This is a genomic window from Micromonospora sp. NPDC023956, assembly GCF_040639195.1.
GTDB lineage: Bacteria > Actinomycetota > Actinomycetes > Mycobacteriales > Micromonosporaceae > Micromonospora.
Genome location: NZ_JBEZZN010000015.1, coordinates 55,045 through 81,726, shown reverse-complemented (window position 1 = coordinate 81,726; position 26,682 = coordinate 55,045). Strand labels below are relative to the sequence as shown.

General features: G+C 73.6%; 26 protein-coding genes and 1 pseudogene. 19 read left to right on the top strand and 8 right to left on the bottom strand.

Annotated features, from left to right (window positions below; all coding sequences use genetic code 11):
* The first annotated feature begins 155 nt into the window (after positions 1 to 155).
* Genes AB0F58_RS24660 through AB0F58_RS24635 form a run of 6 tightly spaced genes read left to right on the top strand, consistent with a single transcriptional unit; the run spans position 156 to position 6,140 of the window.
* A complete protein-coding gene (locus AB0F58_RS24660) occupies positions 156 to 1,421 on the top strand; it encodes an extracellular solute-binding protein (protein ID WP_357147321.1) in 1,266 nt (421 codons plus the stop codon).
* Positions 1,400 to 2,350 carry a sugar ABC transporter permease gene (locus tag AB0F58_RS24655; RefSeq protein WP_357147318.1) on the top strand — a complete coding sequence of 317 codons (951 nt, stop codon included), beginning with the start codon at positions 1,400 to 1,402 and terminating at the stop codon, positions 2,348 to 2,350. Before AB0F58_RS24660 ends, AB0F58_RS24655 begins: the two co-directional genes overlap by 22 nt.
* The gene (locus tag AB0F58_RS24650; RefSeq protein ID WP_357147315.1) at positions 2,347 to 3,243 is read left to right on the top strand and encodes a carbohydrate ABC transporter permease; all 897 of its coding nucleotides are present in this window, start codon (positions 2,347 to 2,349) and stop codon (positions 3,241 to 3,243) included. Before AB0F58_RS24655 ends, AB0F58_RS24650 begins: the two co-directional genes overlap by 4 nt.
* Positions 3,240 to 4,175 carry a BadF/BadG/BcrA/BcrD ATPase family protein gene (locus AB0F58_RS24645; protein WP_357147312.1) on the top strand — a complete coding sequence of 312 codons (936 nt, stop codon included), beginning with the start codon at positions 3,240 to 3,242 and terminating at the stop codon, positions 4,173 to 4,175. The genes AB0F58_RS24650 and AB0F58_RS24645 overlap by 4 nt, the downstream gene beginning before the upstream one ends.
* Entirely contained in the window at positions 4,172 to 5,398 is a 1,227-nt protein-coding gene (locus AB0F58_RS24640) for a hypothetical protein (protein ID WP_357147309.1), read from the top strand. The genes AB0F58_RS24645 and AB0F58_RS24640 overlap by 4 nt, the downstream gene beginning before the upstream one ends.
* Positions 5,391 to 6,140: an SIS domain-containing protein gene (locus tag AB0F58_RS24635; protein WP_357147307.1), complete on the top strand. Its 750-nt coding sequence runs from the start codon at positions 5,391 to 5,393 to the stop codon at positions 6,138 to 6,140. Before AB0F58_RS24640 ends, AB0F58_RS24635 begins: the two co-directional genes overlap by 8 nt.
* 27 nt (positions 6,141 to 6,167) lie before the next feature.
* Here the strand turns inward: AB0F58_RS24635 and AB0F58_RS24630 are convergent, their stop codons facing one another.
* Positions 6,168 to 7,115 carry a DUF817 domain-containing protein gene (locus tag AB0F58_RS24630; RefSeq protein ID WP_357147304.1) on the bottom strand — a complete coding sequence of 316 codons (948 nt, stop codon included), beginning with the start codon at positions 7,113 to 7,115 and terminating at the stop codon, positions 6,168 to 6,170.
* A 113-nt stretch (positions 7,116 to 7,228) separates the two neighbouring features.
* Between AB0F58_RS24630 and AB0F58_RS24625 the strand changes: the two genes are divergently transcribed.
* The 4 genes from AB0F58_RS24625 (at position 7,229) to AB0F58_RS24610 (ending at position 11,211) form a co-directional block, all read left to right on the top strand.
* Positions 7,229 to 8,497, top strand: coding sequence for a sensor histidine kinase (locus tag AB0F58_RS24625; RefSeq protein WP_357147301.1), 1,269 nt, complete (start codon positions 7,229 to 7,231; stop codon positions 8,495 to 8,497).
* Positions 8,494 to 9,165 carry a response regulator transcription factor gene (locus AB0F58_RS24620; protein WP_357147298.1) on the top strand — a complete coding sequence of 224 codons (672 nt, stop codon included), beginning with the start codon at positions 8,494 to 8,496 and terminating at the stop codon, positions 9,163 to 9,165. The genes AB0F58_RS24625 and AB0F58_RS24620 overlap by 4 nt, the downstream gene beginning before the upstream one ends.
* Before the next feature lie 79 nt (positions 9,166 to 9,244).
* Positions 9,245 to 10,138 (top strand): ATP-binding cassette domain-containing protein, encoded by an 894-nt coding sequence (locus AB0F58_RS24615; protein WP_357147295.1) that lies wholly within the window; start codon positions 9,245 to 9,247, stop codon positions 10,136 to 10,138.
* Positions 10,135 to 11,211: an ABC transporter permease gene (locus AB0F58_RS24610; protein WP_357147293.1), complete on the top strand. Its 1,077-nt coding sequence runs from the start codon at positions 10,135 to 10,137 to the stop codon at positions 11,209 to 11,211. The genes AB0F58_RS24615 and AB0F58_RS24610 overlap by 4 nt, the downstream gene beginning before the upstream one ends.
* Positions 11,212 to 11,285: 74 nt before the next feature.
* Here AB0F58_RS24610 and cobF read toward each other — a convergent pair whose 3' ends face one another.
* From cobF to cbiE, 3 genes are read right to left on the bottom strand one after another with little or no spacing between them, the layout of a single operon-like run.
* The gene (gene cobF / locus AB0F58_RS24605) at positions 11,286 to 12,056 is read right to left on the bottom strand and encodes a precorrin-6A synthase (deacetylating) (protein WP_357147291.1); all 771 of its coding nucleotides are present in this window, start codon (positions 12,054 to 12,056) and stop codon (positions 11,286 to 11,288) included.
* A 5-nt stretch (positions 12,057 to 12,061) separates the two neighbouring features.
* On the bottom strand, positions 12,062 to 12,832 hold the full coding sequence (cobM, locus tag AB0F58_RS24600) for a precorrin-4 C(11)-methyltransferase (RefSeq protein ID WP_357147288.1): 771 nt from the start codon (positions 12,830 to 12,832) through the stop codon (positions 12,062 to 12,064).
* Entirely contained in the window at positions 12,829 to 14,055 is a 1,227-nt protein-coding gene (cbiE, locus tag AB0F58_RS24595) for a precorrin-6y C5,15-methyltransferase (decarboxylating) subunit CbiE (RefSeq protein ID WP_357147285.1), read from the bottom strand. Before cbiE ends, cobM begins: the two co-directional genes overlap by 4 nt.
* Positions 14,056 to 14,323: 268 nt before the next feature.
* On the opposite strand from cbiE, the gene AB0F58_RS24590 reads away from it, so the two are divergent.
* The 4 genes and pseudogenes from AB0F58_RS24590 (at position 14,324) to cobA (ending at position 19,247) form a co-directional block, all read left to right on the top strand.
* Positions 14,324 to 16,390, top strand: a complete 2,067-nt coding sequence (locus AB0F58_RS24590; protein ID WP_357147282.1) for a putative cobaltochelatase — start codon at positions 14,324 to 14,326, stop codon at positions 16,388 to 16,390.
* On the top strand, positions 16,390 to 17,004 hold the full coding sequence (cobO, locus tag AB0F58_RS24585; protein WP_357147279.1) for a cob(I)yrinic acid a,c-diamide adenosyltransferase: 615 nt from the start codon (positions 16,390 to 16,392) through the stop codon (positions 17,002 to 17,004). Before AB0F58_RS24590 ends, cobO begins: the two co-directional genes overlap by 1 nt.
* Positions 16,998 to 18,389: pseudogene (locus AB0F58_RS24580) on the top strand (cobyrinate a,c-diamide synthase); the annotation flags it as partial. The gene cobO and the pseudogene AB0F58_RS24580, both read left to right, overlap by 7 nt.
* Positions 18,390 to 18,440: 51 nt before the next feature.
* Complete coding sequence (cobA, locus tag AB0F58_RS24575; protein WP_357147442.1) at positions 18,441 to 19,247, top strand: uroporphyrinogen-III C-methyltransferase; 807 nt, start codon at positions 18,441 to 18,443, stop codon at positions 19,245 to 19,247.
* 37 nt (positions 19,248 to 19,284) lie between these two features.
* Here cobA and AB0F58_RS24570 read toward each other — a convergent pair whose 3' ends face one another.
* On the bottom strand, positions 19,285 to 20,271 hold the full coding sequence (locus AB0F58_RS24570) for a YafY family protein (RefSeq protein WP_357147276.1): 987 nt from the start codon (positions 20,269 to 20,271) through the stop codon (positions 19,285 to 19,287).
* Between the two features lie 53 nt (positions 20,272 to 20,324).
* Here AB0F58_RS24570 and AB0F58_RS24565 point away from each other — a divergent pair, with 53 nt between their 5' ends.
* Positions 20,325 to 21,008 carry an alpha/beta hydrolase gene (locus tag AB0F58_RS24565; RefSeq protein ID WP_357147273.1) on the top strand — a complete coding sequence of 228 codons (684 nt, stop codon included), beginning with the start codon at positions 20,325 to 20,327 and terminating at the stop codon, positions 21,006 to 21,008.
* A 320-nt stretch (positions 21,009 to 21,328) separates the two neighbouring features.
* Here AB0F58_RS24565 and AB0F58_RS24560 read toward each other — a convergent pair whose 3' ends face one another.
* The 3 genes from AB0F58_RS24560 to AB0F58_RS24550 form a co-directional block, all read right to left on the bottom strand.
* Complete coding sequence (locus AB0F58_RS24560) at positions 21,329 to 21,889, bottom strand: SMI1/KNR4 family protein (protein WP_357147270.1); 561 nt, start codon at positions 21,887 to 21,889, stop codon at positions 21,329 to 21,331.
* A 177-nt stretch (positions 21,890 to 22,066) separates the two neighbouring features.
* Complete coding sequence (locus tag AB0F58_RS24555) at positions 22,067 to 22,825, bottom strand: alpha/beta hydrolase (protein ID WP_357147267.1); 759 nt, start codon at positions 22,823 to 22,825, stop codon at positions 22,067 to 22,069.
* Positions 22,826 to 23,101: 276 nt separating this feature from the next.
* A complete protein-coding gene (locus AB0F58_RS24550) occupies positions 23,102 to 24,277 on the bottom strand; it encodes a serine hydrolase domain-containing protein (protein ID WP_357147264.1) in 1,176 nt (391 codons plus the stop codon).
* Between the two features lie 104 nt (positions 24,278 to 24,381).
* Between AB0F58_RS24550 and AB0F58_RS24545 the strand changes: the two genes are divergently transcribed.
* From AB0F58_RS24545 to modA, 4 genes are all read left to right on the top strand, one after another.
* Positions 24,382 to 24,858, top strand: a complete 477-nt coding sequence (locus AB0F58_RS24545; protein WP_357147262.1) for a hypothetical protein — start codon at positions 24,382 to 24,384, stop codon at positions 24,856 to 24,858.
* Between the two features lie 88 nt (positions 24,859 to 24,946).
* Positions 24,947 to 25,381, top strand: coding sequence for a VOC family protein (locus tag AB0F58_RS24540; protein WP_357147259.1), 435 nt, complete (start codon positions 24,947 to 24,949; stop codon positions 25,379 to 25,381).
* 131 nt (positions 25,382 to 25,512) lie between these two features.
* Entirely contained in the window at positions 25,513 to 25,929 is a 417-nt protein-coding gene (locus AB0F58_RS24535) for a helix-turn-helix domain-containing protein (RefSeq protein ID WP_357147257.1), read from the top strand.
* A 38-nt stretch (positions 25,930 to 25,967) separates the two neighbouring features.
* Positions 25,968 to 26,681 (top strand): molybdate ABC transporter substrate-binding protein, encoded by a 714-nt coding sequence (modA, locus tag AB0F58_RS24530; protein ID WP_357147440.1) that lies wholly within the window; start codon positions 25,968 to 25,970, stop codon positions 26,679 to 26,681.
* The last annotated feature ends 1 nt before the right edge of the window (position 26,682 follow it).

Genomic DNA, 26,682 nt, shown 5'->3' with positions numbered 1-26,682 from the left:
TCCGTTCTCCCTTCCCGCTTTTGACGCCATCGTACGGGCAGCGCGTCGCACCTTGGGGGAGGTCGAACGACCCGTTGACCTCTGGTCTATACCAGTATTACAGTCGAGCTCCCCGCCGGTCCGACGGGGTGGTCGCAACGACGATCGGAGACGTGATGACCAGGAAATACGGTGTGTGGGGGGCGGCGGCGATGCTCACCGTCAGCCTCGCTGCGTGCGCACCCGGCAGCGGGGACGGCGACGAGGCCGTCAACCTGAAGGTCTGGGGATGGCGGCAGGAGGACGTCGCCGCCTACAACAAGATCTTCCAGATCTACGAGGACGCCAACCCCGGCGTGACGGTCGAGTACGTCCCCTACAAGAACACCGAGTACGACACGATCCTCAAGACGGGGCTGACCGACGCCAACGGACCGGACGTGGCACAGCTGCGCTCCTACGGCCTGCTACAGCCGCTGGTCGCCGCCGGCGGCCTGGTGCCCCTCGACGACGTCAAGGAGTTGGGCACCTTCCCGGAACCGGTCCTCGACGGCGCCCGGAGCGAGAGCGACAAGAAGGTCTACGGCGTCCCGTTCGCGCTCCAGACCCTGCACGTGATCTACAACCAGAAGCTCTTCCAGGACAACGGCATCACCGCCCCTACCACCTGGGCGGACATGATCGCGGCGTTCGACAAGCTCAAGGCCGCCAAGGTCATCCCGCTGGCGAGCACGGTCACCGACACCTGGATGCTGCCGATCCAGCACGAGATCTTCGGGGCCACCACGTACGGCGGCCCTGACTACCTCGACAAGATGCTCACCGGCGGGGCGAAGTTCACCGACGGGCCCTGGGTGACGTCGCTCGAGACCTGGAAGAGCACCGACAAGTACTGGGCGCCGCAGTCGTCCGGGGTGAGCTACGCCGACGCGCAGGCGCTCTTCACCGCCGGCCGGGCCGCGATGTTCCCCGGCGGCATCTGGGAGCTCGCCGTGTTCCAGAAGGCCAACCCCGACCTGAAGATGGGCATCTTCAACGTGCCGCCCGCCCCCGGCGCGCCGGTCGACAAGACCCTCGTCCCCGGCTACGTCGACGGGTCGTTCGGGGTCTCGGCGAAGTCCGCCAAGCGCGAGGCGGCGCTGGACCTGGTGCGGTGGATGGCGTCGGAGGAGTTCGGCCGGGCGTACTCCGACGAGCTGCGGCAGATCTCGGCGGTGCCCGGCGTCCAGCCGAAGGACGACCTCCTGGCCCAGGCGCTGCGGACGTACCAGGAGAACCCGAGCCCGTACGTCACCTACGCGTACTTCTCCGGTGGAACGCCGACCGCGTGGGACCTCGCCTCGGCGGCGTTCTCCGACTACCTGCTCGGGCGACGTACCGCCGCCGACGCGGCCGGTCACATCCAGCGAGGGGTCGACCAGTGGTTCAAGCCCAGGAGCTGACCCTCCGTCCCGCCCGGCGGCGACGCCGTCAGGCGGGACGGACCGCACCGGGGTGGATCGCGGCGTTCTGCCTGCCGGCCTTCGTCCTCTACGGGCTCTTCCTCGTGGTGCCCCTGCTCACCGCCTTCTACTACGGGTTCTTCCGCTGGGAGGGCACCCGCCAGGGGGAGTTCGTCGGGATCGGCAACTACCAGGAGATCCTCACCCGCTATCCGCTCAGCGACCAGATCTCCGCCGCGCTCGGGCACAACGTGCTCTTCTTCGTCGGCACCATGGTCATCCAGAACACCGTCGGGCTGGGCCTGGCGGTGCTCCTGCACCGCAGCCCGCGGGGGAAGCGGTTGTTCCAGACCCTCTTCTCGCTGCCCTACCTGATCAGCCCGCTGATCGTCGGCTACATCTGGTCGCTCCTGCTCAGCCCCACCTTCGGCCCGATCAACGTCGCGCTCAGGGCGGTCGGCCTGGACTCGTGGGCGCGTCCGTGGCTCGGTGAGCCGGACACCGCGCTGCCGGTGCTGATCCTGGTCAACGCCTGGCAGTGGGTCGGCGGGCCGATGCTCATCTTCGGCGCAGCCCTGGCCGGTGTGCCGCGCGAGCTGGAGGAGGCGGCCGCCATGGACGGCGCGTCGGCCACCCGGACCTTCTGGAGCGTCCGGTTCCCGCTGCTGATGCCGGCGGTCGGGGTGATCACCGTGCTGACCTTCATCGGCTGCTTCAACATCTTCGACCTCGTCTACGCGCTGGGCGGATCCGACGGCGGACCCGGTGGCGCCATGGACGTGCTGGGCCTGCTCTACTACCGGACCGCCTTCCAGGGCGGCAGCAACGCGATCGGAGAGTCCTCGGCGTTGGCCATGCTCATCTTCGTGCTCATCTTCGGGATCTCCGTCGCCCTGGAGCGGGTGCTCCGCCGCCGGGAGGTCACGTGAGTGCCCTGCTGACCACCCCTCGTCGCACGTCGCCGGCCACCGGCGGCTCCCCGCCCCCGGGGGCCACCCGCCCCCGGTCGCTGACCCGGAGCATCGGCGTCCAGGTCGTGCTCTGGGCGTACGCGGCAGTCGCCTTCGGCCCGCTGCTGCTGGTGCTGATCGGCTCGTTCCGGTCCAACGCGGAGATCCTCCGCGCGCCGGTCGGGCTGCCCAGCTCGTTCGACGTGAGCAACTACACCCGGGCCTGGGAAACCGCGTCCATCTCGACGTACTTCCTCAACTCCCTTGCCGTCACGGCCGCCTCGGTGGTGCTGTGCGTCAGCGTGTCGGCGCTGGCCGCCTACGCCCTGGCCCGGTGGCGGTTCCGGGGGCGTGCCCTGCTGGCGGCGTTCTTCCTGTCGGGCCTGATGATCCCGGCGAAGCTCGGCCTGCTGCCGGTGTTCTACATGTTCCAGTCGATGAACCTGATCGACAGCCGGATCGGGTTGGTGCTGCTCTACGCGGCGAGCGGGGTCCCGTTCTCCGTCTTCGTGATCATGGGCTTCATGCGCGGGCTCCCCGGGGAACTGGAGGAGGCGGCGCGGATCGACGGCGCGCACGAGGGGCGCCTGTTCGTGTCGATCGTGCTGCCCCTGATGCGCCCGGCGCTCGCGGTGGTGACCGTCTTCCAGTTCGCGCCGACCTGGAACGACTTCTTCTATCCGCTGGTGCTGCTGCGCAGCAGCGAGAAGTACACCATCCCCGTCGGGCTGACCCGGTTCTTCGGCGAGTTCGCCGCCGATCGCGGCACCCTGTTCGCCGGGCTGGTGATCGCGCTGGTCCCGCTGGCCGTGGTGTTCGCGCTGGCCACCCGGCAGATCGTCGCGGGCCTGACCGCCGGGATGTCCCGATGACCGTGACGATCACCATCGACGGCGGGAAGTCGCAGCTCAGAATGCTGCTGCGCACGCCCGTGGGCCGTCAGCTCGGGGTCGGGCCCGGCTTCTCCTACCAGCCCCACGAGGACGGTGTCGACCGGATCCTGACCGCTGTCCGCGACGCCGCGGCCACCATCGCCCTCCCCGACCGGGTGACGGGTGTGGTCGCCGGGCTGACCGGCATACCGGGCGAGGACGCCGAGCGTCGACGCCTCGCCCACGCGCTCACCGCCCTCCTCGGTGGTCCGGCCGTGGTCGTGGAGGACAGCGTCCTCGCCCACGCCGGCGTGCTCGGCGGTGCCGGTGTGGTCCTGTGCGTCGGCACCGGGACGACGGTCCTGGCGGTGGCCGCGGACGGCGCCCACGCCCGGCTGGACGGCTGGGGCCCGCATCTCGGCGACCGGGGCAGCGCGTACGCGATCGGGCTGGCCGGGATGCGCGCCGCCGCAGCCGCGTACGACCGCATCGGGCCGGGAACCGAGCTGGTCGACCGCCTCGTGGCGGCGCTCGGTGGCAGCGATCTGGCGGCGCTCCAGCGCTACTACCGGGACCCGGACCTGGTTCCCCGGACCGCGGCCTTCGCCCTCGAGGTCCTCGCCGCCGCCGACCGTGCCGACCCGGTGGCCGGCCGGATCTGCGCCGGGGCGGCGACCGACCTCGCGGACGCGGCGCAGGCGGCGACCGCGCGACTCCGCCTCGACGGGGCGGAGCGCCGGGTGTCGTACAGCGGGCGGCTCCTGGCCCCGGGGAACGTCCTGCACCGGGCGCTGTCGGCGGAACTCGCCGCCCGGGGGCTGCCGCTGGTCGCCCCCCGGGCCGAGCCGCTCGACGGCGGGCCCATGCTGCTGGACGGCGCCGGGCCCTACGCCCGCCTGCTGGCACCCCAGAGTCTCGGCGGTGCCGCATGAGGGTCGGACACGGCACGGCGTGCCTCGCGGTCGTGCCCGGCGAACCGATGGGTGGCTACGTCGACCGCTCCCAGGGAGTCCAGGACGTGCTCGACCCGCTCGAGGTGCACGTGGTGACCTTCGCCGACGACGGTCACCGGTTCGCGCTGGTGGTCGTGGACCTGATCTGTGTGAACGCGGACGTCGTCGAGCGGATCCGGGCCGCCCTGCGGGGCGTCGGGGTGCCGTCCTGCTGGGTCGCGGCCACGCACACCCACGCGAGCCCGGAGGCGGGTTGCGCCCCCGGTGGCGGGGTCACTCCACGGCACGTCGGTGACCGGCTCGTGGCCGCGTCGCTCGCGGCCACGCGTCAGGCCGTGGCGACCGAGCGGTCAGCCCGGCTCGCCGCCACCCGCACCCTGGTCTCCGGGCTCGCGAGCCGCCGCAACGTCGTGGACTCGCCGCCGATGGACATCCCCGTCGACACGATCGGGGTCACCGTGGGCACCGACGTGGTCGGCCTGGTCGTGGTCTCTCCGGTCCACCCGACCATCCTCCCCGCCGCCAACAACCACGTGAGCGCGGATCTGACCGGGGGGATCCGTCGAGCGTTGTCCGCGCCCGACCGGTGGGTGGTCGTCGCCACCGGTGCCGCCGGCGACATCAGTACCCGGCACACCCGCCAGGGCCACGGACCACCCGAGGTGGACCGGCTCGGGGCCCGGGTGGCCGACCGGCTCGTGCCACCGTCGTCACCCGTCGACGGCGGCCCGGCGGCCCCGGTGCGGCCACCGGTTTCGCGCAGCGTGCGCCTGCGGCCCAAACAGCCGGCGGAACTCGACGCGTCCGCGTACCAGATTCCGCAGGTCCGGGACGGGCGTATCCGCCAGGTCCTGCACCAGGGGCTGCGGATCGCGCGGGAACAGGCCGCCCGCCAGCGCAGCGAACCGTACGAGGTCGAGGTCGCGGCGGTCGACCTCGACGGCGTCACGGTCGTCGGCGTGCCCGGCGAACTGTTCCTGGAGTTGGGGGAGGCGATCCGTGCCCGCGCGGATGAGGTCGTGGTCCTCGGCTACACGAACGGCTACCTCGGCTACCTGCCCGCCCGCGACACCCCGCCCTGCTACGAAACCTTCGCCAGCCCGGTCAGCGCCGGCAGCGGCGAGATCGTCGTCGAAACCGCCGTCGAGGCGGCCCTCGAGGCCGCCCGCGACCGTGACCGTTCCAGGAGGAACCGTGCCTGAACCCGCCTACGCCGCCATCGCCCGGACCGCACTCGACCAGATCCTTGCCACCCAGCTCGCGGCGATCGAGTCGGCGGCCACGCTCGTCGCCGACTCGATCGCCGCCGGTGGGGTGCTCCAGGCCTTCGGGACCGGTCACTCGCGGATCGTCACCCTCGAACTCGCGGCGCGTGCCGGTGGCCTCGCCCCCGTCAGCATGCTGGCGGTCAAGGACCTCGTGATGTTCGGCGGCGCCGACCCGGGGCCGATCCTCGACCCGACGTACGAGCGTGAGTCCGGCCTGGCCGAGCGGATCTACGCGCTCGCCGCGCCCGCCGCCCACGACCCCTTCCTGATCGTGTCCAACTCCGGCATCAACGCCGCCGTGGTCGAGATGGCGACGCTGGCCCGTGACCGGGCGCACCCGATCATCGCCGTCACCTCGCTGACCCACACCCGTTCCGCCGGGGCGCGGGCGACCGGGGGACCGCACCTGGCCGACCTGGCGGACGTGGTGATCGACAACCTCGCCCCTGCCGGCGACGCGGCGCTGGAGATCAGTCCGGGAGTCCGGATCGGGGCGGTGTCGTCGCTCACCGGGGTGTTCGTCGCCCAGATGCTGACCGAGCTGGTCTGCCGCCGGCTTCTGGACCGGGGCCTCGATCTGCCGGTCCACATCTCGGCGAACCTCTCCCACGGCGACGCGCACAACGCGGCGCTCCAGGAGCGGTACCGCGAGCGGGTCCGCCCGATCGAACCGTGACGCCTCGCCGCCGGAGCCCCGACTCCGTCAGTCGTTCCGGACCGGGGCACCCGTGGTGGGGTCCCGCCGGCCGGCGGCGGTCACGTCGGCCGGGCGCTGCGGGCTCCGGTCGTCGGGGGGCTCCGGCGGGGAGATCCAGGTGACCAGGACGACCGAGATGATCATGAGGAGGAACCAGGACGCGAGCTTCGCCGCTGAGACGGGTTGCCAACCGTCCAGCTGGCCGGGGTAGAGCCAGGCGTTCGACCAGGTGGCGATGTTCTCCGCGAGCCAGATGAAGAAGGCGACGAGGAGGAAGGCCAGCAGCAGCGGCATGCGCCACCGGAACCGGAAGATGCGGAACTGCATGACGCAGCGCCCGAACACGAGCACGACGACGGCGATGAGCAGCCACCGGGCGTCCCGGACGTAGTGGTTGGTGAAGAAGTTGAGGTAGATCGCCCCGGCCAGGACGGCCGTCACCCACCGCCTCGGATAGCGGACGAACCGCAGGTCGAACAGGCGGTGGACGCGGACCAGGTAGGAGCCGACCGCGGCGTACATGAAACCGGTGAAGAGGGGCACGGCACCGATCCGCAGGACGCCGTCGGGCGGGTAGGACCACGACCCGACGGAGGTCTTGAACAGCTCCATGATCGTGCCGACGAGGTGGAACAGGACCACCACCCGCAGCTCGCGCAGGGTTTCCAGGCGTCCGGTCACCATCGCGACCTGGATGGCGACCGCCGCGAGGGTCAGCACGTCGTTGCGGGCGAACGCGGTGTCCTCCGGGTACCACAGACGCGCCGCCAGGATGACCGCCAACATCGCTCCGCCGAACACGCATGCCCAGGCCTGCTTCAGTCCGAAGGCCAGGAACTCGGTCAGCCAGGCGGACGGCCCGCGCCGGGGCAGCCGGGCCAGGACCGCGCGGACCCGCGCGTCGACGGCGCGCTCGCCCGAGGTCAGGGTGGTGGGGTCGGAAGGGGTGTGCACCGGCCCGACGCTATCGGGCCGTCCGGCCCCTGCCGCGCCGGATGTCGGGTCACCAGGGCGTCCGAAAGTCCGGCCGTTCGCCGTCGACCGGCACGATGTGCCATCGTCGCGGCATGAAGGTGGATCCGACGTCGTCGTGGCGGCGGCCCGGCCCGTCGCCCGACCAGCGGCGTACCGACGTCCTGGTGGGCGTGGCGGTGGCGGCGGTGGCGCTGCTCAACCTCACGCTGGCCAACAGCGCGGGGCAGTTCGTCCTCGGTCGTCCGCCGGCCTGGCCGGAGCAGGTGTTCTGGACGCTGGCCTGCACGCTGCCGCTGGTCGTGCGCCGGCGCTGGCCGGCCGCCGTGGCGATCGTGATCTCGGTGGCGTTCATCGCGGCCCAGTTCCGCCAGTCGCCCGAGCAGCAGGTCTCCAACGGCGCGCTCTACGCGGCCGTGTACACGGCCGGTGCCTGGGGCGCCGACCGGGTGCGGGCCCGTCGGGTGCGGATCGGCATCATCGCCGCGATGTTCGGCTGGCTCGCCCTGTCCGCCGCGCTGACGGTGGCCGACATCCCACCGGACGCGTTCTCCGAGGCGAGCGGCCCACTGGAGCCACTGCTCGCGGTCATGGTCAACAGTGTGCTGATCAACGTGTTCTTCTTCGGCTTCGCGTACCTGTTCGGTGACACCGCGTGGACGTCGGCACGCCGGCAGCACCAGCTGGAGGTGCAGACCGACCAGCTGCGCCGGTCGCAGGCCGACGCCGCGCAGGTCGCGGTCATGGGTGAACGGGTACGCATCGCGCGTGAGCTGCACGACGTGGTGGCCCACCACGTGTCGGTGATGGGCGTGCAGGCCTCGGCCACCCGGCGGGTGATGGACAAGGACCCGGACAAGGCGCGCACCGCGCTCGCGGCGGTCGAGCAGAGCGCCCGGACCGCCGTCGACGAGCTGCGCCGGATGCTCAACCTGCTGCGGGCCAGCGGCCCGGACGAGCGGCCGGGCGGCGCGGGGGTCGACCGGGTCGAGGAACTCGTGGCCAACGCCCGGGACGCCGGTCTCGACGCCCGGTTCGGCGTGTACGGTCAGCCGGTGCCCCTGCCGGAGTCGCTGTCCCAGGCCGCGTACCGGATCGTCCAGGAGGCCATCACCAACACGCTGAAGCACGCGAGCGCCACGGAGGTCGACGTGCGGGTCCGCTACCACGCCACCGAACTGGAGGTCGACGTGGCCGACAACGGACGCGGCGCGCCGCCGGGGGCCACCGCCGGTGTCGGGCTCGGCCTGATCGGCATGCGGGAGCGGGTCACCGCCCACGACGGCGCGGTGACGGCCGGCGCGCGCCCCGGCGGCGGCTTCCGGGTCCGGGCCCGGTTCCCCCTGGTGCGGGTGCCGGCGTGAGCGTGATCCGGGTACTGCTGGCCGACGACCACCACCTGGTCCGGACGGGGTTCCGGGTCATCCTCGAGACGGAGGACGACGTCGAGGTGGTCGGCGAGGCGTCCGACGGGCGGCAGGCGGTCGACCTGGCCGCCCGCCAGCGCCCCGACGTGGTGTTGATGGACGTCGAGATGCCCGGCGTGGACGGGCTGGAGGCGACCCGGCAGATCGTCGCGGCGGACGCCGGACCCGCCGTGCTGATCCTCACCACCTTCGACCGGGACGACTACCTGTTCGCCGCGCTCCAGGCCGGTGCCAGCGGCTTCCTGCTCAAGAACGGCACGCCGGAGGAGCTGATCGACGCGGTGCGGGTGGTGGCCCGGGGCGACGCGCTGCTCGCGCCCGAGATCACCCGCCGGGTCATCGCCACCTTCGCCAGGCCGGGCGGTACGGCGGGGAGCGGCCGTACCGACGGCGCCCGGCTGGCCGAGCTGACCCCGAGGGAGCACGAGGTGCTGGTGCTGCTCGCCGGCGGCGCCACCAACGCGGAGATCGCGGCGGCGCTCTTCCTCGGTGAGGCGACCGTGAAGACCCACGTCAGTCGGGTACTGGCCAAGCTGCGGCTGCGCGACCGGACCCAGGCGGTCGTGTACGCCTACGAGCACCGGGTCGTCACTCCCGGCCGCTGATCATCCACCGCGCGACGGACCTCGACGGTCGATCGCGCGACGGACGTTGCCGGGGTCGGTCCTGCCTAGCCTGGTGGACATGACTTCGCTCTTGCAGCTCGAGGCGGTGAACCGCGACTTCGGGGACCGGCGGGTGCTCAGGGACGTCACCTTCGACGTGGCGCCGGGCCGGCTCACCGGCTTCGTGGGCGCCAACGGCGCGGGGAAGACGACCACGATGCGGATCATCCTGGGCGCCCTCGCGGCCGACTCCGGCACGGTGACCTGGGGTGGCGCGCCACTGACCCGTGACGTCCGGCGTCGCTTCGGCTACATGCCGGAGGAGCGCGGGCTCTACCCGAAGATGTCCGTCCGTGAGCAGCTGATCTACCTGGGCCGGCTGCACGGGCTCGGCGCGGACGCGGTCGCCGCCAACGCCGACGTCCTCCTCACCCGCCTCGGTCTCGGCGAGCGGGCCGACGACACGTTGGAGAAGCTGTCGCTGGGCAACCAGCAGCGCGCGCAGATCGCCGCCGCGCTGGTGCACGAACCGGACCTGCTGGTGCTGGACGAGCCGTTCTCCGGTCTCGACCCGCTGGCCGTCGACACGGTGCTGGCGGTGCTGCGCGAGCGCACCGAGCGCGGCGTCTCGGTGCTGTTCTCCAGCCACCAGCTCGAGGTGGTCGAGCGGCTCTGCGACGACCTGGTCATCATCGCCGACGGCGCGATCCGGGCCGCCGGCGCCCGCGAGCACCTGCGCCGGGAGTACGCCCTGCCCCGGTACGAGATCCGGGTCGACGGCGACGCCGGCTGGCTGCGCGACCAGCCGGGCGTCACCGTGGTCGACCTCGATGGCGCGCACGCCGTCTTCGACCTGGCCGCCGGCACCGACGACCAGTCGGTGCTGCGCACGGCGCTCGACCGCGGTCCGGTGCGTGCGTTCCGTCCCCTCACCCCGTCCCTGGCGGAGATCTTCCGGGAGGTCACGCGATGACCACGTACGACGCCGTCCGCCTCGTCGCGGCCCGGGAGATCCGGGTCAAGCTACGCGACAAGACGTTCATCTGGAGCACCATCGTCTTCCTGATGATCGCGGCTGCCGCGACGGTCCTGCCGGGGATCTTCGGCGGCGGCCCGTCGTCGGTGGCCGTGGTCCAGGGCCCCGCCGCCACCGCCCTGGCCGACGCCGGTCTCGAGGTCCGTACGGTCGGCGACGACGCGGAGGCCGAGCGGCTGGTGCGCGCGGGTGACGTCGACGCGGCGGTGGTCGCCGGCCCCCGGGTGCTGGCGATGGACGACGAACCGTCGGAGGTGGTCGACGCGCTCAGCGCACGCCCGGCCGTCGAACTGCTCGACCCGAACGCGGTCGACCCGGTGCTCGCCTTCCTCGTCCCGTACGCGTTCGCGTTCGTCTTCTTCATCACGTCGCTGACGTTCGGGTTGCAGATCGCGCAGAGCGTCACCGAGGAGAAGCAGACCCGGATCGTGGAGATCCTGGTGGCGGCGGTGCCGGTCCGGGCACTGCTGGCCGGCAAGGTGATCGGCGGGACGGTACTGGCCTTCGGGCAGATCGCGCTGATCGCGGTCGTCGCGTACCTCGGGGCGTCGCTCGGCGGCGCGCCGGGCGACGTGGTCTCGCTGCTCGGCCCGGCGATCGGCTGGTTCCTGCCGTTCTTCGTGGTCGGGTTCGTGATGCTGGCCGCGCTGTGGGCCGCCGTCGGGGCGGTGGTCAGCCGGCAGGAGGACATCGGTGGCGCGTCGACGCCGGTGCAGATGGTCGTGATGCTGCCGTTCATGGCCGTGGTGTTCCTCCAGGACAACCCGACCGTCATGACGATCCTGTCGTACCTGCCGCTCTCCTCGCCGACCGCGATGCCGGTGCGGCTGTTCACCGGTGACGCCGCCGGCTGGGAGCCGTTCGTGTCGCTGGCGCTCCTCGCGGTCAGCGCGGTGGCGATGGTGTTCGTCGGGGCCCGGATCTACGAGGGGTCGCTGCTCAAGACCAGCGGCCGGATCCGGTTCGCGACGGCGTGGCGCGACCGGGAGGCCGCCCGCCTGGGCGACTGACGCGCTGGTCGGGCCCGCCGGGGACTCCCGGCGGGCCCGGCGGCGCGCTCCGGCCGACGCGCCCGTGCCGTCGGTCAGCCGTCGGTGACCCGGTCACGCCGGCGCAGCAGGTAGGTGTCCATGATCCAGCCCTTGCGCTCGCGGGCCGCCCGCCGCGTCTCGACGATCTCCTGCGCCACCTCGGCCAACGGCCCGGCGGCCAGGATCTCGTCGGCGGTGCCGAGGTACGCCCCCCAGTAGATGTCGAGGTCCTCGCCGACGTGCCGGGTGAAGGTGCAGTGCGCGTCGAGCATCACCACGATGTCGTCCACGTCCGGCGGCAGTCCGTCGGCGATCCGCCGGCCGGTGGTCACCAGGAACGGCCGGCCGACCCGGTTGAGCCCGATCCGGTGCCGGGCGGCCAGCGTCGACACGCTGCTCACCCCGGGGATGACGACGTGGTCGACGTCGAGCTTCCCCCGGGCCTCGATCTCCTCGACCACGGCGAGGGTGCTGTCGTAGAGGGCCGGATCGCCCCAGACCAGGAACGCTCCGGTGCCCCCGTCGGCGAGGTGCTCGGCCATCGCCGTCTCCAGCAGGTCGGCCCGGTCCCGACGCCAGTCGTCCACCGCCCGGACGTACCCCTCGGCGGTGCGGTCCCGGTCCGGGTCGCGGACCTCCACCACCCGGTGGTCGTCCCGGGCGAAGCGCCGCATCAGCTCCTGCCGCAGGGCGATCAGGTCGTGCTTCTCCGCGCCCTTGTCGAGGACGAAGAAGACATCCGTCCGGGCCAGGGCCTCCGCCGCGGCCAGGGTGAGCTGGCCCGGGTCGCCCGCGCCGATACCGATGATCAGGATGGTCCGCACGGCGCTCAGTGTGCCGCAGGCGGGCGACGCTTCGCCGCCCGGTCCCGGTCGGGGGAGTAGAGGTAGCTGTCCGGGAAGGCGTCGGCGGCCAGCACCCGACCGACGATGATCACGGCGGTCCGGCGTATCCCGGCCTGCTCGACCGTGCCGCCGATGTCGGCCAGGGTGCCGCGCAGGACCACCTCGTTCGGGCGGCTGGCGTTCGCCACCACCGCGACCGGGCAGTCCTCGCCGTAGTGCACGGCGAGCTGGGCGGCCAGCTCCCGGGTCCGGGCGACCGCCAGGTGCAGCACCAGGGTGGCCCGGCTGCGACCGAGTTCGGCCAGCTCCTCCCCGGCCGGCATCGGCGTGGACCGGGCCTGGGTGCGGGTGAGGATCACCGTCTGCCCGACCGTCGGCACGGTCAGCTCCCGGCCCAGCGACGCCGCCGCCGCGGCGTACGACGGCACGCCCGGCACGATCTCGTACGGCACACCGGCCGCGTCGAGCCGGCGGACCTGCTCGGCCACCGCGCTGAACACCGCCGGGTCACCGGAGCAGAGGCGGGCGACGTCCTCCCCGGCGGCGTGCGCCGAGGTCATCTGCGCGACGATCTCGTCCAGGGTCAGCTCGGCGGTGTCCACCAGCCGCGCCCCGGCCGGACAGACGGCGAGCAGCTCGTCCGGGACCAGGCTGCCCGCGTAGAGGCAGACCCGGGCGCGGGCCAGGATCCGCTGCCCCCGGACGGTGATCAGGTCGGCGGCGCCCGGTCCGGCGCCGATGAAGTACACGGTCACGGTCGTACCACCGCCCATTGCACCAGGGGCCGGGCCGGTTTCCAGCCGGTGAATCCGCCCAGCGGCGCGGCCCGGTCCACCGCCAGCCGGGTCAGGTCACCGCCGAGGCGGGCGGCCCGTTCGCCGAGTTCCCGTTCGCCCTCCAGGGTGACCGCGTGCGCGACCAGCCGGCCGCCGGGACGCAGCGCCTCCCACACGACGTCGAAGAGCCCCGGCGCGCTGAGCCCGCCGCCGACGAAGACCGCGTCCGGGGTGGGCAGGTCGGCCAGGGCCTCCGGTGCCCTGCCCTGCACGATCCGCAGGTGCGGCACTCCGAGCGTACGGGCGTTGGCGGCGATCCGGGCGGCCCGTTCCGGACGGCTCTCCACCGCGATCGCGGCCGAGGCCGGGTCGGCGCGCAGCCACTCCACGCCGATGCTGCCGCAGCCGGCGCCGACGTCCCAGAGCAGCTCGCCACCGGTGGGCGCGAGGCGGGACAGGGCGAGCGCCCGTGCCTCCCGCTTGGTCAGCGCCCCGTCGTGGTCGAAGGCGTCGTCGGGCAGCCCCGGCACCGTGGAGAGGATCCGCGTCCCGTCGGCGGCGACCACCCGGACGGCGACCACGTTGAGCGGGTCACCGGGCGGTGCCGTCCACTCCCCGGCGGTACCGGTGGTGCGCTGTTCCCGCTCCGCGCCCAGCGCGGCCAGGACGGTCAGTTCGCTGGGCCCGTACCCGGCGTCGGTCAGCGTCCGGGCCAGCGCGGCCGGGGTGTGCGCGTCGTTGCTGAGCACCAGCAGCAGCCGCCCCGGGACGAGGTCACGCCGGATGCGGTCCAGGTCCCGGGCGACGGCGCTGAGCACCGTGACGCGCTCCACCGGCCAGCCCAGCCGGGCGCAGGCCAGGGAGACCGCCGAGGGGTGCGGCACGGTGTGCACCCGGTCCGGTCCGAGTAGTCCTACCAGGTGGGTGCCGATGCCGTACCACATCGGGTCACCACTGGCCAGGACGCAGATCCGCCGGTCGGCGTGGGCGGCGAGCAGGCCGGGCAGGGCGGGCAGCAGCGGCGTCGGCCAGGGCACCCGGTCGGCCCGGACCGATTCGGGCAGCAGGTCCAGGTGGCGTCGACCGCCGACGACCACCTGGGCGTCCGTCACCGCCCGCCGGCCGGCCGCGCCGAGGCCGGTCCAGCCGTCGGCGCCGACGCCGACCACGGTGACCTGGTCCACGGATGTCGAGAGGCTCACGCGGTCGAAGGTAGCCGAGCATGATCGGCACCTGTCGTGGTGGGGGTGGATGTGACATCATCTGCGACGACGGCGCGGTGAGGAACACCGGTGGGTCGGCCCGGAGGGTCGACGAATCCGGGGCGGTCCCGCCACTGTGACCCGTCCGGCCGGGCGCCGGGCGGGGAGCCAGACACTCATGTCGCCGTCACGTGTCACCGGCGCACACCGCCCGGCGGCGCAGTCGTTGACCGGTCGCGGGCGAGGAGACCCGTGCGAGGTGAAAGGTGTGACCGTGCGGTCGTACCCGTTCTCCGCCGTCGTCGGGATGGACGACATGGCGTTGGCTCTCAGTCTCTGTGCCGTCTCGCCGGGAATCGGCGGGGTGCTGGTCCGGGGCGAGAAGGGCACCGCCAAGTCGACTGCCGTCCGGGCGTTGACGGCGCTGCTGCCCCCGGTCGAGGTGGTGGCGGGCTGCCGGTTCTCCTGCGACCCGGCCGCGCCCGACCCGCGCTGTCCGGACGGCCCGCACCCCGAGCCGGTGACCGCCGAGGTGCGGCCCGCCCGGCTGGTGGAGCTGCCGGTCGGTGCCAGCGAGGACCGCGTGCTCGGCGCGCTGCACCTGGAACGCGCCCTCAGCGAGGGCGTCACCGCCTACGACCCCGGCCTGCTGGCCGGTGCGCACCGGGGCCTGCTCTACGTCGACGAGGTCAACCTGCTGCACGACCACCTGGTCGACGTGCTGCTCGACGCGGCGGCGATGGGCCGCGCCACGGTGGAGCGGGAGGGCGTGTCGGTGACGCACGCGGCCCGGTTCGTCCTGGTCGGCACGATGAACCCCGAGGAGGGCGAGCTGCGGCCGCAGCTGCTCGACCGGTTCGGCCTGACCGTCGAGGTCGCCGCCAGCCGGGACCCGCAGGTACGGGCCGAGGTGATGCGACGGCGGCTGGCATACGAGGCCGACCCGGAGGCCTTCGCCGCCCGCTACGCCGACGCCGACGCCGCCCTCGGCGAGCGGGTCGCCCAGGCCCGGACGCTGCTGCCCAAGGTCGAACTCGACGACGACACGGTGCTGCGCATCGCCGCGCTCTGCGCCGCCGCCGAGGTCGACGGAATGCGCGCCGACCTGGTCATCGCCCGGACCGCGATGGCCCACGCCGCCTGGTGCGGGCGCACCGACGTGCAGGTCGGCGACGTGCGGGTGGCGGCGCGACTGGCGTTGCCGCACCGGCGGCGCCGCAACCCGTTCGACCCGCCCCAGCAGGACGAGGCCGAACTCGAACGGGCGCTGCACGAGGCCGGCCTGGACGAGCCGCCCCCGCCGCCGGAGGACCCGGAACCGCCGCAGGGCCCCGACGGGCCGGGCGGACCGGAGGACCCGGACGGCCCCGAGGACCCCGGTGGCCCCGGGGGAGCGGGCGCCCCGGACGACTCCACCTCCGACGGGCAGGCCCCACCGGACGGGCAGCGCGCCGGCGGGGAGCCGTCCGGCTCCGGCCCGGCCGGGGAGGCGTCGCCCACGCCGGCCGGTGCGCCGTACCGGGCCCGACTGTTGACCGTGGCCGGCACCGGCGCCGGCACCGCCGGGCGTCGCTCCGCCGCCGTCACCTCCGTCGGCCGGACCGTCGGCACGGTACGCCCCAACGGTCCCGCCTCCGGTCGCCCGCACCTGGTGGCGACGCTGCGGGCCGCCGCGCCGCACCAGCGGGCCCGGGGCCGTCGCGGCCCCGGCATCCTGGTCCGGCCCGGGGACGTCCGCCTGCCGGTCCGGCAGGGCCGGGAGAGCAACCTGATCCTGTTCTGCGTGGACGCCTCCGGCTCGATGGGGGCGCGGCAGCGCATCGGCGCGGTGAAGGCGGCGGTGCTCTCCCTGCTGCTCGACGCCTACCAGCGGCGCGACAAGGTGGGCCTGGTCACCTTCCGGGCCGCCGACGCGGAACTGACCCTGCCCCCCACCTCCAGCGTGGACGTCGCCGCCGCCCGGCTGGAGGCCCTGCCGACCGGTGGGCGGACCCCGCTGGCGGAGGGGCTGCTGCGCGCCCGCGAGGTGCTGCGCGTCGAGGCGATCCGCGACCCGCGCCGCCGGCCGCTGCTCGTGGTGGTGACCGACGGGCGGGCCACCGCCGGGCCGGAGGCGCTGTCACGCGCCATGCGCAGCGCCCGGCTGCTGGCCGCCGACGGTGTGCCCGCCGTGGTGGTCGACTGCGAACAGGGCCGCATCCGGATGCACCTGGCCGCCGAACTCGCCGCCACGCTGGCCGCCGAGCACCTGCCGCTGGAGGACGTCGCCGCGCCCACCCTCACCCAGGCGGTGCGGTCCCGCACCGCCGTCCGACACGGAAGCGGGGCAGCCTGATGCCACAGGGTCAACCGGTCGCCGTCCCCGAGGACGGTCTCACCACCCGGCAGCGGCGCAACCGGCCGCTGCTGATCGTCCACACCGGCGCGATGAAGGGCAAGTCCACCGCCGCGTTCGGGCTGGCCCTGCGCGGCTGGAACCAGGGCTGGTCGATCGCCGTGTTCCAGTTCGTCAAGAGCGCCAAGTGGACGGTGGGGGAGGAGAACGCCCTCACCACCCTCGGCCGGGTGCACGAGGAGACCGGCCAGGGCGGGCCGGTGTCCTGGTACAAGATGGGCGCCGGCTGGAGCTGGAGCCGTACCCAGGGCACCGAGGCCGACCACGCCGCGCAGGCCGCCGAGGGCTGGGCCGAGATCAAGCGTCGGCTCGCCGCCGCCGAACACGACCTCTACGTGCTCGACGAGTTCACCTACCCGATGAAGTGGGGCTGGGTCGACGTCGACGACGTGGTGGCCACCCTCGCGGAGCGTCCCGGCCGGCAGCACGTCGTCATCACCGGCCGGGACGCGGATCCGCGTCTCGTCGACGCCGCCGACCTGGTCACCGAGATGACCAAGATCAAGCACCCGATGGACGCGGGCCAGAAGGGTCAGCGGGGGATCGAATGGTGACCGCGCCGCCCCGGATCCTGGTCGCCGCCCCGGCCTCCGGGCAGGGCAAGACGACCGTCGCCACCGGCCTGATGGCGGCCCTACGGCAGCGGGGCCTGACGGTCAGCGGTCACAAGGTGGGCCCGGACTACATCGACCCCGGCTACCACGAGCTGGCCACCGGCCGGCGGGGCCGCAACCTCGACCCGTTCCTCCAGGGCGAGCAGCGGATCGTGCCGCTCCTGCTGCACGGCGCCACGGTGGGCGCGCCCGCCGACGTCGTGGTCATCGAGGGCGTGATGGGCCTGCTGGACGGGGCCGTCGGCCGGGCCGGCTTCGCCTCCACCGCCCACGTCGCCCAGCTCACCGGCACTCCGGTGCTGCTCGTGGTCGACGTCTCCGGCACGTCCCGCAGCATCGCCGCGCTGGTGCACGGCTTCGCCACCTTCGACCCCCGGCTCACCGTCGCCGGGGTCATCCTGAACAAGGTCGGCTCCGCCACCCACGAGGCGGAGATCCGGGAGGCCCTCGTCTCCACCGGCGTGCCGGTGCTCGGCGCGCTGCGCCGCGACGCCGCCCTGGACACCCCCAGCCGGCACCTCGGGCTGGTCCCGGTCGCCGAACGGGCCGCCGCGGCCCGCCGTACCGTGGACGCGCTCGCCGCGCACGTCGCCGCCGGGGTCGACCTCGACGCGGTGCTCGCCGTCGCCCGCCGCGCGCCCGCCCGCACCGGCCCGGCCTGGGACCCGGTCGCCGAACTCGGCGGGTTCACCGCCGACGCGACCGTCGCGGTCGCGTCCGGGGCGGCGTTCACCTTCCGGTACGCCGAGACCGACGAACTGCTCTCCGCCGCCGGCCTGCGCCTGGCGACCGTCGACCCGCTGCGCGACGAGGCGCTGCCCGCCGACTGCGCCGGGCTCTACCTGGGCGGCGGTTTCCCCGAGGTGTACGCCGCCGACCTCTCCGCCAACCAGCCGATGCGCGAGGCGGTGGCGGCCGGCGTCGCCGCCGGACTGCCCGTGGTGGCCGAGTGCGCCGGCCTGCTCTACCTCGCCCGGGAACTCGACGGCGCACCCATGGCCGGGGTGCTCGACGCCACCGCCCGGATGACCGACCGGCTCGTCCTCGGCTACCGGGAGGCCCGCGCGGTCACCACCAGCGTCCTGACCGACGCCGACGACCTGGTCACCGGGCACGAGTTCCACCGCACCCGGGTCGACCCGGCCGGTGAGCCGGCCCACGCCTGGCGGTTCCGGCCCCGCCCGTCGGTCGCCCACGGCACCACCAACCACGCCACCGACGGCTTCGTCGCCGGCCCCGACGGCCACGTGCACGCCTCCTACCTGCACGTGCACTGGGCCGGTCACCCCCGGCTGGCCGCCCGGTTCGCCGCCGCCGCACACCGGCGCCGCACCGGCACCCCGATCCCGGCGCCGCGCCGCCCCGCCGAGGACACCGTGCTCCCGGCGCCCGTGCCGGCGGCGTCCGCGCCCACCCCGGACGCCCCGGTCACCGGCCGGGTGACCCTGGTCGGCGCCGGCCCCGGTGACCCCGACCTGATGACCCGACGCGGGCTCGACCGGCTCGCCGAGGCCGACGTCGTGGTCGCCGACCGCCTGGTGCCGCACGCGCTGCTGCGCGAGCTGCGGGCCGGCGTGCGGGTGATCGACGTGTCCAAGGTGCCCCGGGGAGCGTTCGTCCCGCAGGAGCGGATCAACGAGATCCTCGTCGAGGAGGCCCGCGCCGGCCACCGGGTCGTCCGGCTCAAGGGCGGTGACTCCTTCGTCTTCGGCCGGGGCATGGAGGAGGTCCAGGCCTGCCAGGCGGCGGGCGTCCCGGTCGAGGTGGTGCCCGGCATCTCCAGCTCCATCTCCGTACCGGAGTTGGCCGGGGTGCCGGTGACCCACCGGGGGCTGACCCAGGGCTTCACCGTCGTCTCCGCCCACCTGCCCCCGGGGGACCCGGGCAGCACCGTCGACTGGGCCGGGGTGGCCCGCGCCAACACCACGATCGTGCTGCTGATGGCGGTGCAGACCCTGCCCGACGTGACCGCCGCGCTGATCGGGCACGGCCTGGACCCGGCCACCCCGGCGGCCAGCATCGAGAACGGCGGCACCGCCGCCCAGCGGGTGCTCACCGGCCGGCTGGACGAGATCGCCGACGTCGCCGCCGCGCACCGGCTGCGTCCGCCGGCCATCACGGTGATCGGCGAGGTCGCCGCGTTCGCCCGTACCGTGCACCCCGCACCGGCGGCCACCGGCTGACCTTCCACCGACGGCGCGGGTGGGCGGTCCGGCGACCCTAGGCTGCTCCCCCGGGCCGGGGTCCGGCCGACGGCGGGAGCGCCGCGCCGAACCGGGCCGCGACCGTCGCCACGGCGGCCCTCAGTTCGGGGCCTTCCTCCACCGAGAAGTCGAACGGGACGGTGGCCAGCCACTCCTGCGCGTACATCGCGGGGTTTCCGGTGCTGCCGACCAGGACGCAACGGTCCCCGTCCGGCTGGAGGCGGCCCATCGGCGGCCGGATCCAGGGCGCCACCTTCTCCCATGGCGCGTGGAACACCACGCGGGTGGGGTACTTCCAGCCCACGCCCAGATTCTCCTCGAGCGCGGCGACGGGATCCAGGTCGTCGGGCGGCGTGAAGCCGTGCGGGGTCTGCCGTACGCTCCGGACCCGGTCGATCCGGTACGTGCGGATGGCGTCCGCGCGGTGCGAGTGGCACAGCAGGTACCAGCGTCCGTGCCGCACCACGACCGCCCACGGATCCACGTCGGCGGTCCACTCCTCACCGCTCCCGCCCCGGTAGGTGACCTCGACACGGCGTCGGTCGGCGACGGCGGCGACCAGGGCGCTCGTGGTGGCGGGGTCGGGGCGGGCCGACTGCCGGTCGGGGGTGGCCGAGGCGTAGGCCTGTAGCGCCGATGCCTGCCGTCCGACGCTCTCGGGGAGCGCCCGGATGACCTTGCTGAGCGCCGAGCCGACCAGGTCGTCGGCGTCGATGGCGGTCGGCTGCCCGTCGAGTACGGCCATGACCAGGCCGAGGGCCTGTTCCTGGGTGAAGACGATCGGCGGTAGCCGGGTGCCGCGGCGCAGCCGGTAGCCCCCGTACGGCCCGCGCACCGACTCGACCGGGATGCCCGCCTCGCGAAGGATGCCGATGTAGCGCCGGGCGGCCCGTTCCGTCACACCCAGGAGCGAGGCGAGCTGGTCGGCCGTCGTGCCGGGACGTGTCTGCAGGATCTCGAGCGCGCGCAGGGCCCGCGCGGTGGGGCTCGGACCGGTTGCCACAACGGTCAGCGTACCGGCAGTAGAACGTCCGGAATTGCCGCTAGGTTGAGCCGATGAGTGCAGAACAGATCGTGCTTCTGGGTGGGCTGTGGCTCGACGGGTCGGTATGGGCCGGCGTCACGTCCGAGCTGGAGAAGAAGGGCCGCAACGGGGTGCCGGTGACCCTGCCGGGCCAGGGTGACGGGAACACCTCGGCGACGCTGGCCGACCAGGTGACCGCGGTGCTCGCCGCCGTGGACGCGGGGCCCGACAGGTCGGTGGTGGTGGGGCACTCCGCAGCCTGCACCCTGGCCTGGATGGCAGCCGACGCGCGGCCCGAGCGAGTCGCGAAGGTGGTGCTGATCGGCGGCTTCCCGTCGGGTGACGGGCAGCCGTACGCGGACTTCTTCGAGATCACCGACGGCGTCATGCCGTTCCCGGGTTGGGGCCCCTTCGACGGTGCGGACGCGATCGACCTGGACGAGCAGGCGCGGCGGGCGCTCGAGGCGGCCGCGATCCCGGTTCCCGAGGGCGTGGCCAGGGGCGTCGTACGACTGACGGACGAGCGGCGGTTCGACGTACCTGTCGTGCTGGTGTGCCCCGAGTTCACCCCGGCCCAGGCGCGGGAGTGGATCGCCGCGGGCGACGTACCCGAGCTGACCCGGGCCAAGCATGTCGACCTGGTCGACATCGATTCCGGACACTGGCCGATGGTGACGCGGCCGGCAGAGCTGGCCCGGATCCTGGCTGCGGCCTAGCGGCACGGGGAACGACCACCCAGTGTAGGCGTCCGGATGCCACGTGTGCTCGGACCCGGGTGTACGGTCCGAGGTGGCAGCCAGCCGGTACAGAGCCGGCGGGTGATGGCTGACGCACAAGTAGGAGACGGCGTGACCCAGGCCACCGTCGGTGAAGAGGCGGACCGGATCGCACCGGCCGAGATCCGCCACCGACCGGCGGGCCGGGACGCACCGCAACGGAGTGCGGCAGTCGAGCCGACCACATCCGACGGGTGAGCGAACCGAGCCGCGGGGTACGAGCCGGTATCCGGTTCTTCGCAGGGGCCCAGCTTCGGCAGTCAGGAGGCCGCCCGTTCCTGTGCTTCCGGCCAGGACGGCATCTCGTCGAGGTCCTCACCCTCCTCGGCCCTGACCCACCAGCCCGTGTCGTTGACGTAGTGCTCGAACCAGGCTGCCAGGCTGGGCGAGTCGATCCACCAGGCCGCATCGGGATCTCCCGGGTTGGGTTCGAAGAGGAGGACCGTTCCCTGGTCGCTTCGGCAGTCGACGCACGCGTACATGCCGCAGCCCCAGGTCAGGATCGGAAGCACCCCTTCCGGCCAGGCCCACTCGGTGCCGGCGCGGCTGGCCCGAGCCTGGAGGTAGCACTCGACGGCCTGCTCGGAGGTCGGGCCGTCGGTCAGGCTGAGGAGCTGGTAGTCAGGACCGAAGCCACCGTTCGCGACCTCCCGGTAGACCGCCGCGAGGAGCGGGTGCAGCGTGAACCCCAGTCGCTCCTCGACGCTGTCGATCGTGCGTGGGGACAGCGGAGTCGGTAGACCGGCGGTGAGCGCCGACGTCGACTCGTCGTCGCGTGCCCGGTCAGCGATGCGTGCCAGGAGTTCCGTGTAGTTCGCCACGAGAAGCGATCATGCCGGAGGCGTCTGTCATTCTCGCCGCGCCCGATGGGTGTTACCAGGCATCGGGTCGACGGCCACGGGACGGCGGACAGAGCGGGCTGCCGCCTGCACCCGCTCGCCCGCGTTGGTCGCCGGTACCGGCGACCGGCTTCGGGCCGGACGCCGGTACCGGTCAGGTCAGGCCCGGCAGAGGTGGCGGGACAGGAACGTGTCGTCCACGCCGACCCACCGGACGCTGCGGTGGTCGCCCGGCTCCGCGTGCAACGTCTTTTCCGCCGAGGCGAACGCGTCGAACAACGCGAGCCCGGACGTCCGGTCGGCGTACTCGTCGTCCCACGGCAGCAGGAACTGGACCGGCACGGTGATCTGCCGCGCGGCCATGATCACCGTTTCGTCCACGAAGAACCCGCCGCCGAAGATCGCGGCGGTGATCCGGGGCTCGGCTGCGGTCAGCCGCACCCCGATCGCCGTGCCCATCGAGATGCCCCCGCCGTAGCCGACCGGCGCGGCCGGGCCGATCTGCGGCAACGCCTGGAGGGCGTCCAGCGTCGCCTGCCATTCCGCCACGGCCCGTTCCGCGAGCGAGGCGGTGAAGCGGATGCTGGCCGCCGCGAACCGCGGGGTGTCACCCGCCGTCACGGCTGCCCGGATCTCCGTACGGGCCTGCTCGTCCTCGTCCGTACGCGGGCGGTCGCCGTGCCCCGGCGCGTCGATCGCGACGACGTTGAAACCCCAGGTGGCTGCGGTGTGCAGGGCGCGGGCCCGGAGTCCCGGTGCCTTCTTGTGCATGCCGCCGTTGTGCCCCAGGAGCACGATCGGGGCATGGTCGCCGCCGGATGCGGGTGCCCACAGCGCACCCGGGATCTCGCCCACGAGGAAGTCGCGTTCGACGACACCGTCGGACGAGGTTTCCGCAGTGAAACGTACAGAATGCATGGTTTGGTGCCTTTCGGGAGTGCCGTCCTGGTGGGCGCTCCCGGCGACGGTTACCTCAGCCGCCCGTCCGTGACGGGAGGGAGCACCACGTGCGAACTGCGTTCACGGGTCTCACCTCCTGGATGCCGGGTCACGGATCTGCGGGCACGCTAACAATCCGCCGCACTGTCAGCCAGTGAATTACCCGTCGGTCACGCGTGCATGGTCCGGCTCGATGCGGAGAGCCGTGACGTGGCACCGACATCTGTGACATCGGTGCGGGCGACACCACCGGCATCAGGCTGGTTGGCGGGCCAGAGCCGTCCGCACTGCCTCGACCAGGCTGGTGGTACGGGGGTCCGGGTCCGCCGTGACGCGGAGCCCGTTCATGACGTACCCGAAGGCGATGCCGCTGGCCGGATCGGCGTAGCCGAGCGAGCCGCCGTAGCCGGCGAAGCCGAAGGCGGTGGGCGACCACCAGGGCTGGTCCGGTAGCGGCAGGCCGAAGCCGAGCGCCAGCCGGGTCGGCGTCATCAGCACCCGGTCGATTCCGCTGGCCTGTTCGCGGGTGGCGGCGGCGAGGGTGGTCGCGTCGAGGGTCCGGATGCCGTCGACGTCGCCGATCAGGCTCGCGTAGAACCGGGCCAGTGACGAGGCGGTGCAGATGCCGTTGACCGCGGGAATCTCCGCCGCCCAGGTACGGGGGTCGGCCAGGTCGAGCGGCGGGTCGGTCACCATCGTCGAGCGGACCACCAACGAGGTCGGATCGGTGTACGCGGCGAGTGCCGCCCGCAGCGCCTCCGGCACCGCCTCGGCGGTGGGGGGCGGGGCGGCCGGCTGCTCGACGGTCCGGGCGACCCGGTGCGCCTCGGCGGCGGGCAGGCCGACCCAGAGGTCCAGGCCGAGGGGCTTGGCGATCTCGTCGGCGACGTACGTGCCGAGGCTGCGGCCGGAGACGCGACGGACCACCTCGCCGACCAGCCAGCCGTAGGTGAGCCCGTGGTAGCCGTGCGCCGTGCCCGGCTGCCAGGCGGGTGCCTGGGCGGCCAGCGCGGCGACGACGGGCTCCCAGGTCAGCGCCTCCGCCAGCGGGACCGGACGATCGAGCACCGGCAGTCCCGCCTGGTGGGTGAGGAGCCAGCGGACCGGGATGCTGCCCTTGCCGGCCGCCGCGAACTCCGGCCAGTACCCGGCGACGGGTGCGTCCAGGTCGAGTTGCCCGCGCTGGGCAAGCAGGTGGGCGCAGGCCGCCGGCACGCTCTTGGTGGTCGAGTAGACGACCTGGAGGGTGTCCTCCCGCCAGGCGCGGCCGGTGGTGGGATCGGCGATCCCGCCCCACAGCCGGACCACCTCCCGGCCGTGCCGGTAGACGCTGACGGCCGCGCCGATCTCGGCGCGCGTGTCGAAGTTCGCCAGGAACGCCTCCCGGACCGGCTCGTAACCCGCCGCCACGGTGCCGCTGACCACGGACATGCGCTCTCCTCCGGAGTGTCGGGACCGGACCGCAGCCCGGACATCATTGTCAGGTTACCCTGACGATGAGCGTCAGGGAATCCTGACGGCAATATGCTTACGGGATGTCGGAGGAAATGGTTCCGGGCCACGCCAACCTGATCGGGTTCCGGCTGCCGGACGGGACGCTCAGCACGGACGCCCCGCCGCCGGCGGGTGCGGTCGGCTACCGCGCCCGGTGCAGTTGTGGCTGGCTCGGCACCAGCGACTACCCGGCCGCCGAGGAGGGGCGCTGGATGGCCACCTCCGAGTGGAGCGGGCACGTCAGGCCGATCCTGGCCGCGACGCCGCCCGGCTGGCTGCTCGGCCGCTCCGACACCCTCCGGGACAACGTCGCCGACCTGGCCACCGCCTGGCCGTTGCAGGCCCTCGGCATCCTCGCCGAGGTGGAACGCTGGCAACGACAGCTGATCGAACGGGCCGTGGTGGCGGCGCGGGAGGCCGGGCTCTCCTGGGCCGAGATCGGGAACGCCCTCGGCGTCAGCAGACAGTCGGCGCACGAGCGGTTCCGCAACGTCGCACCGTCCAAGCCGCCCGCCTGAAGCAGGTTCGGCGCCCCGGCCGCCGCCACCACCGAGCCAGGGGCGAAACCCTGGAGACGACGAGCGACCCGAGCTCTACGGTGGACCGATGGCATCGGTCAAGCAGATCCAGGTCACCTTCGACTGCACAGAGCCCGAGCGGGTCGCCCGCTTCTGGTGCGAGGTGTTGGGGTACGTCGTACCGCCGCCGCCGAAGGGGTTCGCCATCTGGGACGACGTCGAGCGCGCGATGCCACCCGAGCGGCAGGGTTCGTGGTTCGCCTGCGTCGATCCCTCAGGGGTGGGCCCGCGACTGTTCTTCCAGCGTGTCCCCGAGGGCAAGGTCGTCAAGAACCGGGTGCACCTCGACGTGCGGGTCGGCACCGGGCTCGTGGGTGAGGAGCGCCTGGCCGCGCTCGAGGCCGAATGCGCGCGACTGGTCGCCCTCGGCGCGGTACGCGTGCGACTACTGACTGCCGACGAGGAGAACGAGTCGTGCCTCGTGATGCAGGACATCGAGGGCAACGAGTTCTGCCTCGACTGACGCCGGGCGGCCCTGGTGCCGGCCGGCGCTGAGAGCCCTCGCATCTGCCAGGTGTGCACCGCCCTGCTCCTGCCTTCCGCCAGGGGAGAGGGGCATGCCGGCCGGCAGCTGCGGGGTCCTACAGTGTCCCGGTGACGAGTTACCGGATCGGTGAGGCCGCCGAGCTGCTCGGGGTGAGCGCCGACACCGTACGCCGCTGGGTGGACGGGGGCCGGCTGCCGGCCGGGCGGGACACGCACGGCCACCGTGTGATCGACGGGGTCGAGTTGGCCGCGTACGTCCGGGCCCAGGCCGCCGCGCCCGACGACCGCGCGGAGTTCTCCTCGGCGCGCAACCGGCTGCGGGGCATCGTCACCGCCGTGACCCGGGACGCGGTGATGGCGCAGGTCGACATCCAGGCCGGCCCGTTCCGGGTCGTGTCGCTGATGAGCCGGGAGGCCGTGGACGAGCTCGACCTGCGGGTCGGCGCGGTGGCGGTGGCGGTGATCAAGTCGACCACGGTCGTGGTGGAGCGTCCGTCGGCGGCGCGGGGGAGGGCGGGAGCGTGAGGGTACGTGGCGTCCTGGCCGCTGCGGTCGCGTCGGCGGTGCTGGCCGGATGTGGCGGCGGTGGCGCCGCCGACGGGGCGGGGGAGAGCGTCACCGTCCTGGCGGCGGCGTCCCTGACCGACGCGTTCGCCACGATCGCCCGGGAGCTCGAGGCGGACCGGCCGGGCACCCGGGTACGCCTGACCTTCGCCGGCAGTTCCGCCCTCGCCACCCAGATCAACCAGGGCGCCCCGGCCGACGTGTTCGCCTCGGCCGCGCCCGCCCCGATGCGGGCCGTCATCGAGGCGGGCAACGGGGACGGCCCGTCGGTCGTGTTCGCCCGCAACCAGTTGGTCATCGCGGTGCCGAAGGGCAACCCGGCCGGGGTCGCCGGGCTGGCCGACCTGACGAGGCCCGGGACGAAGGTCGCCCTCTGCGCCGCGCAGGTGCCCTGCGGCGCGGCAGCGCGCACCGCACTCGACGCCGCCGGGGTGGCCCTCACCCCGGTCACCCTCGAACAGGACGTCCGGGGCGCGCTGGCCAAGGTCACCCTCGGCGAGGTGGACGCCGCCCTGGTCTACCGCAGCGACGTCCGGGGCGCCGACGACGTGCAGGGCGTCGAGTTCCCCGAGTCGGCCCGTGCGGTCAACGACTACCCGATCGTCGTGCTCGCCGACGCGCCGAACCGCTCCGGGGCGCGGGCCTTCGTCGACCACGTCCGATCCGAGCGGGGCCGCGCGGCCCTCACCGCCGCCGGCCTCGCGTCCCCGTAGC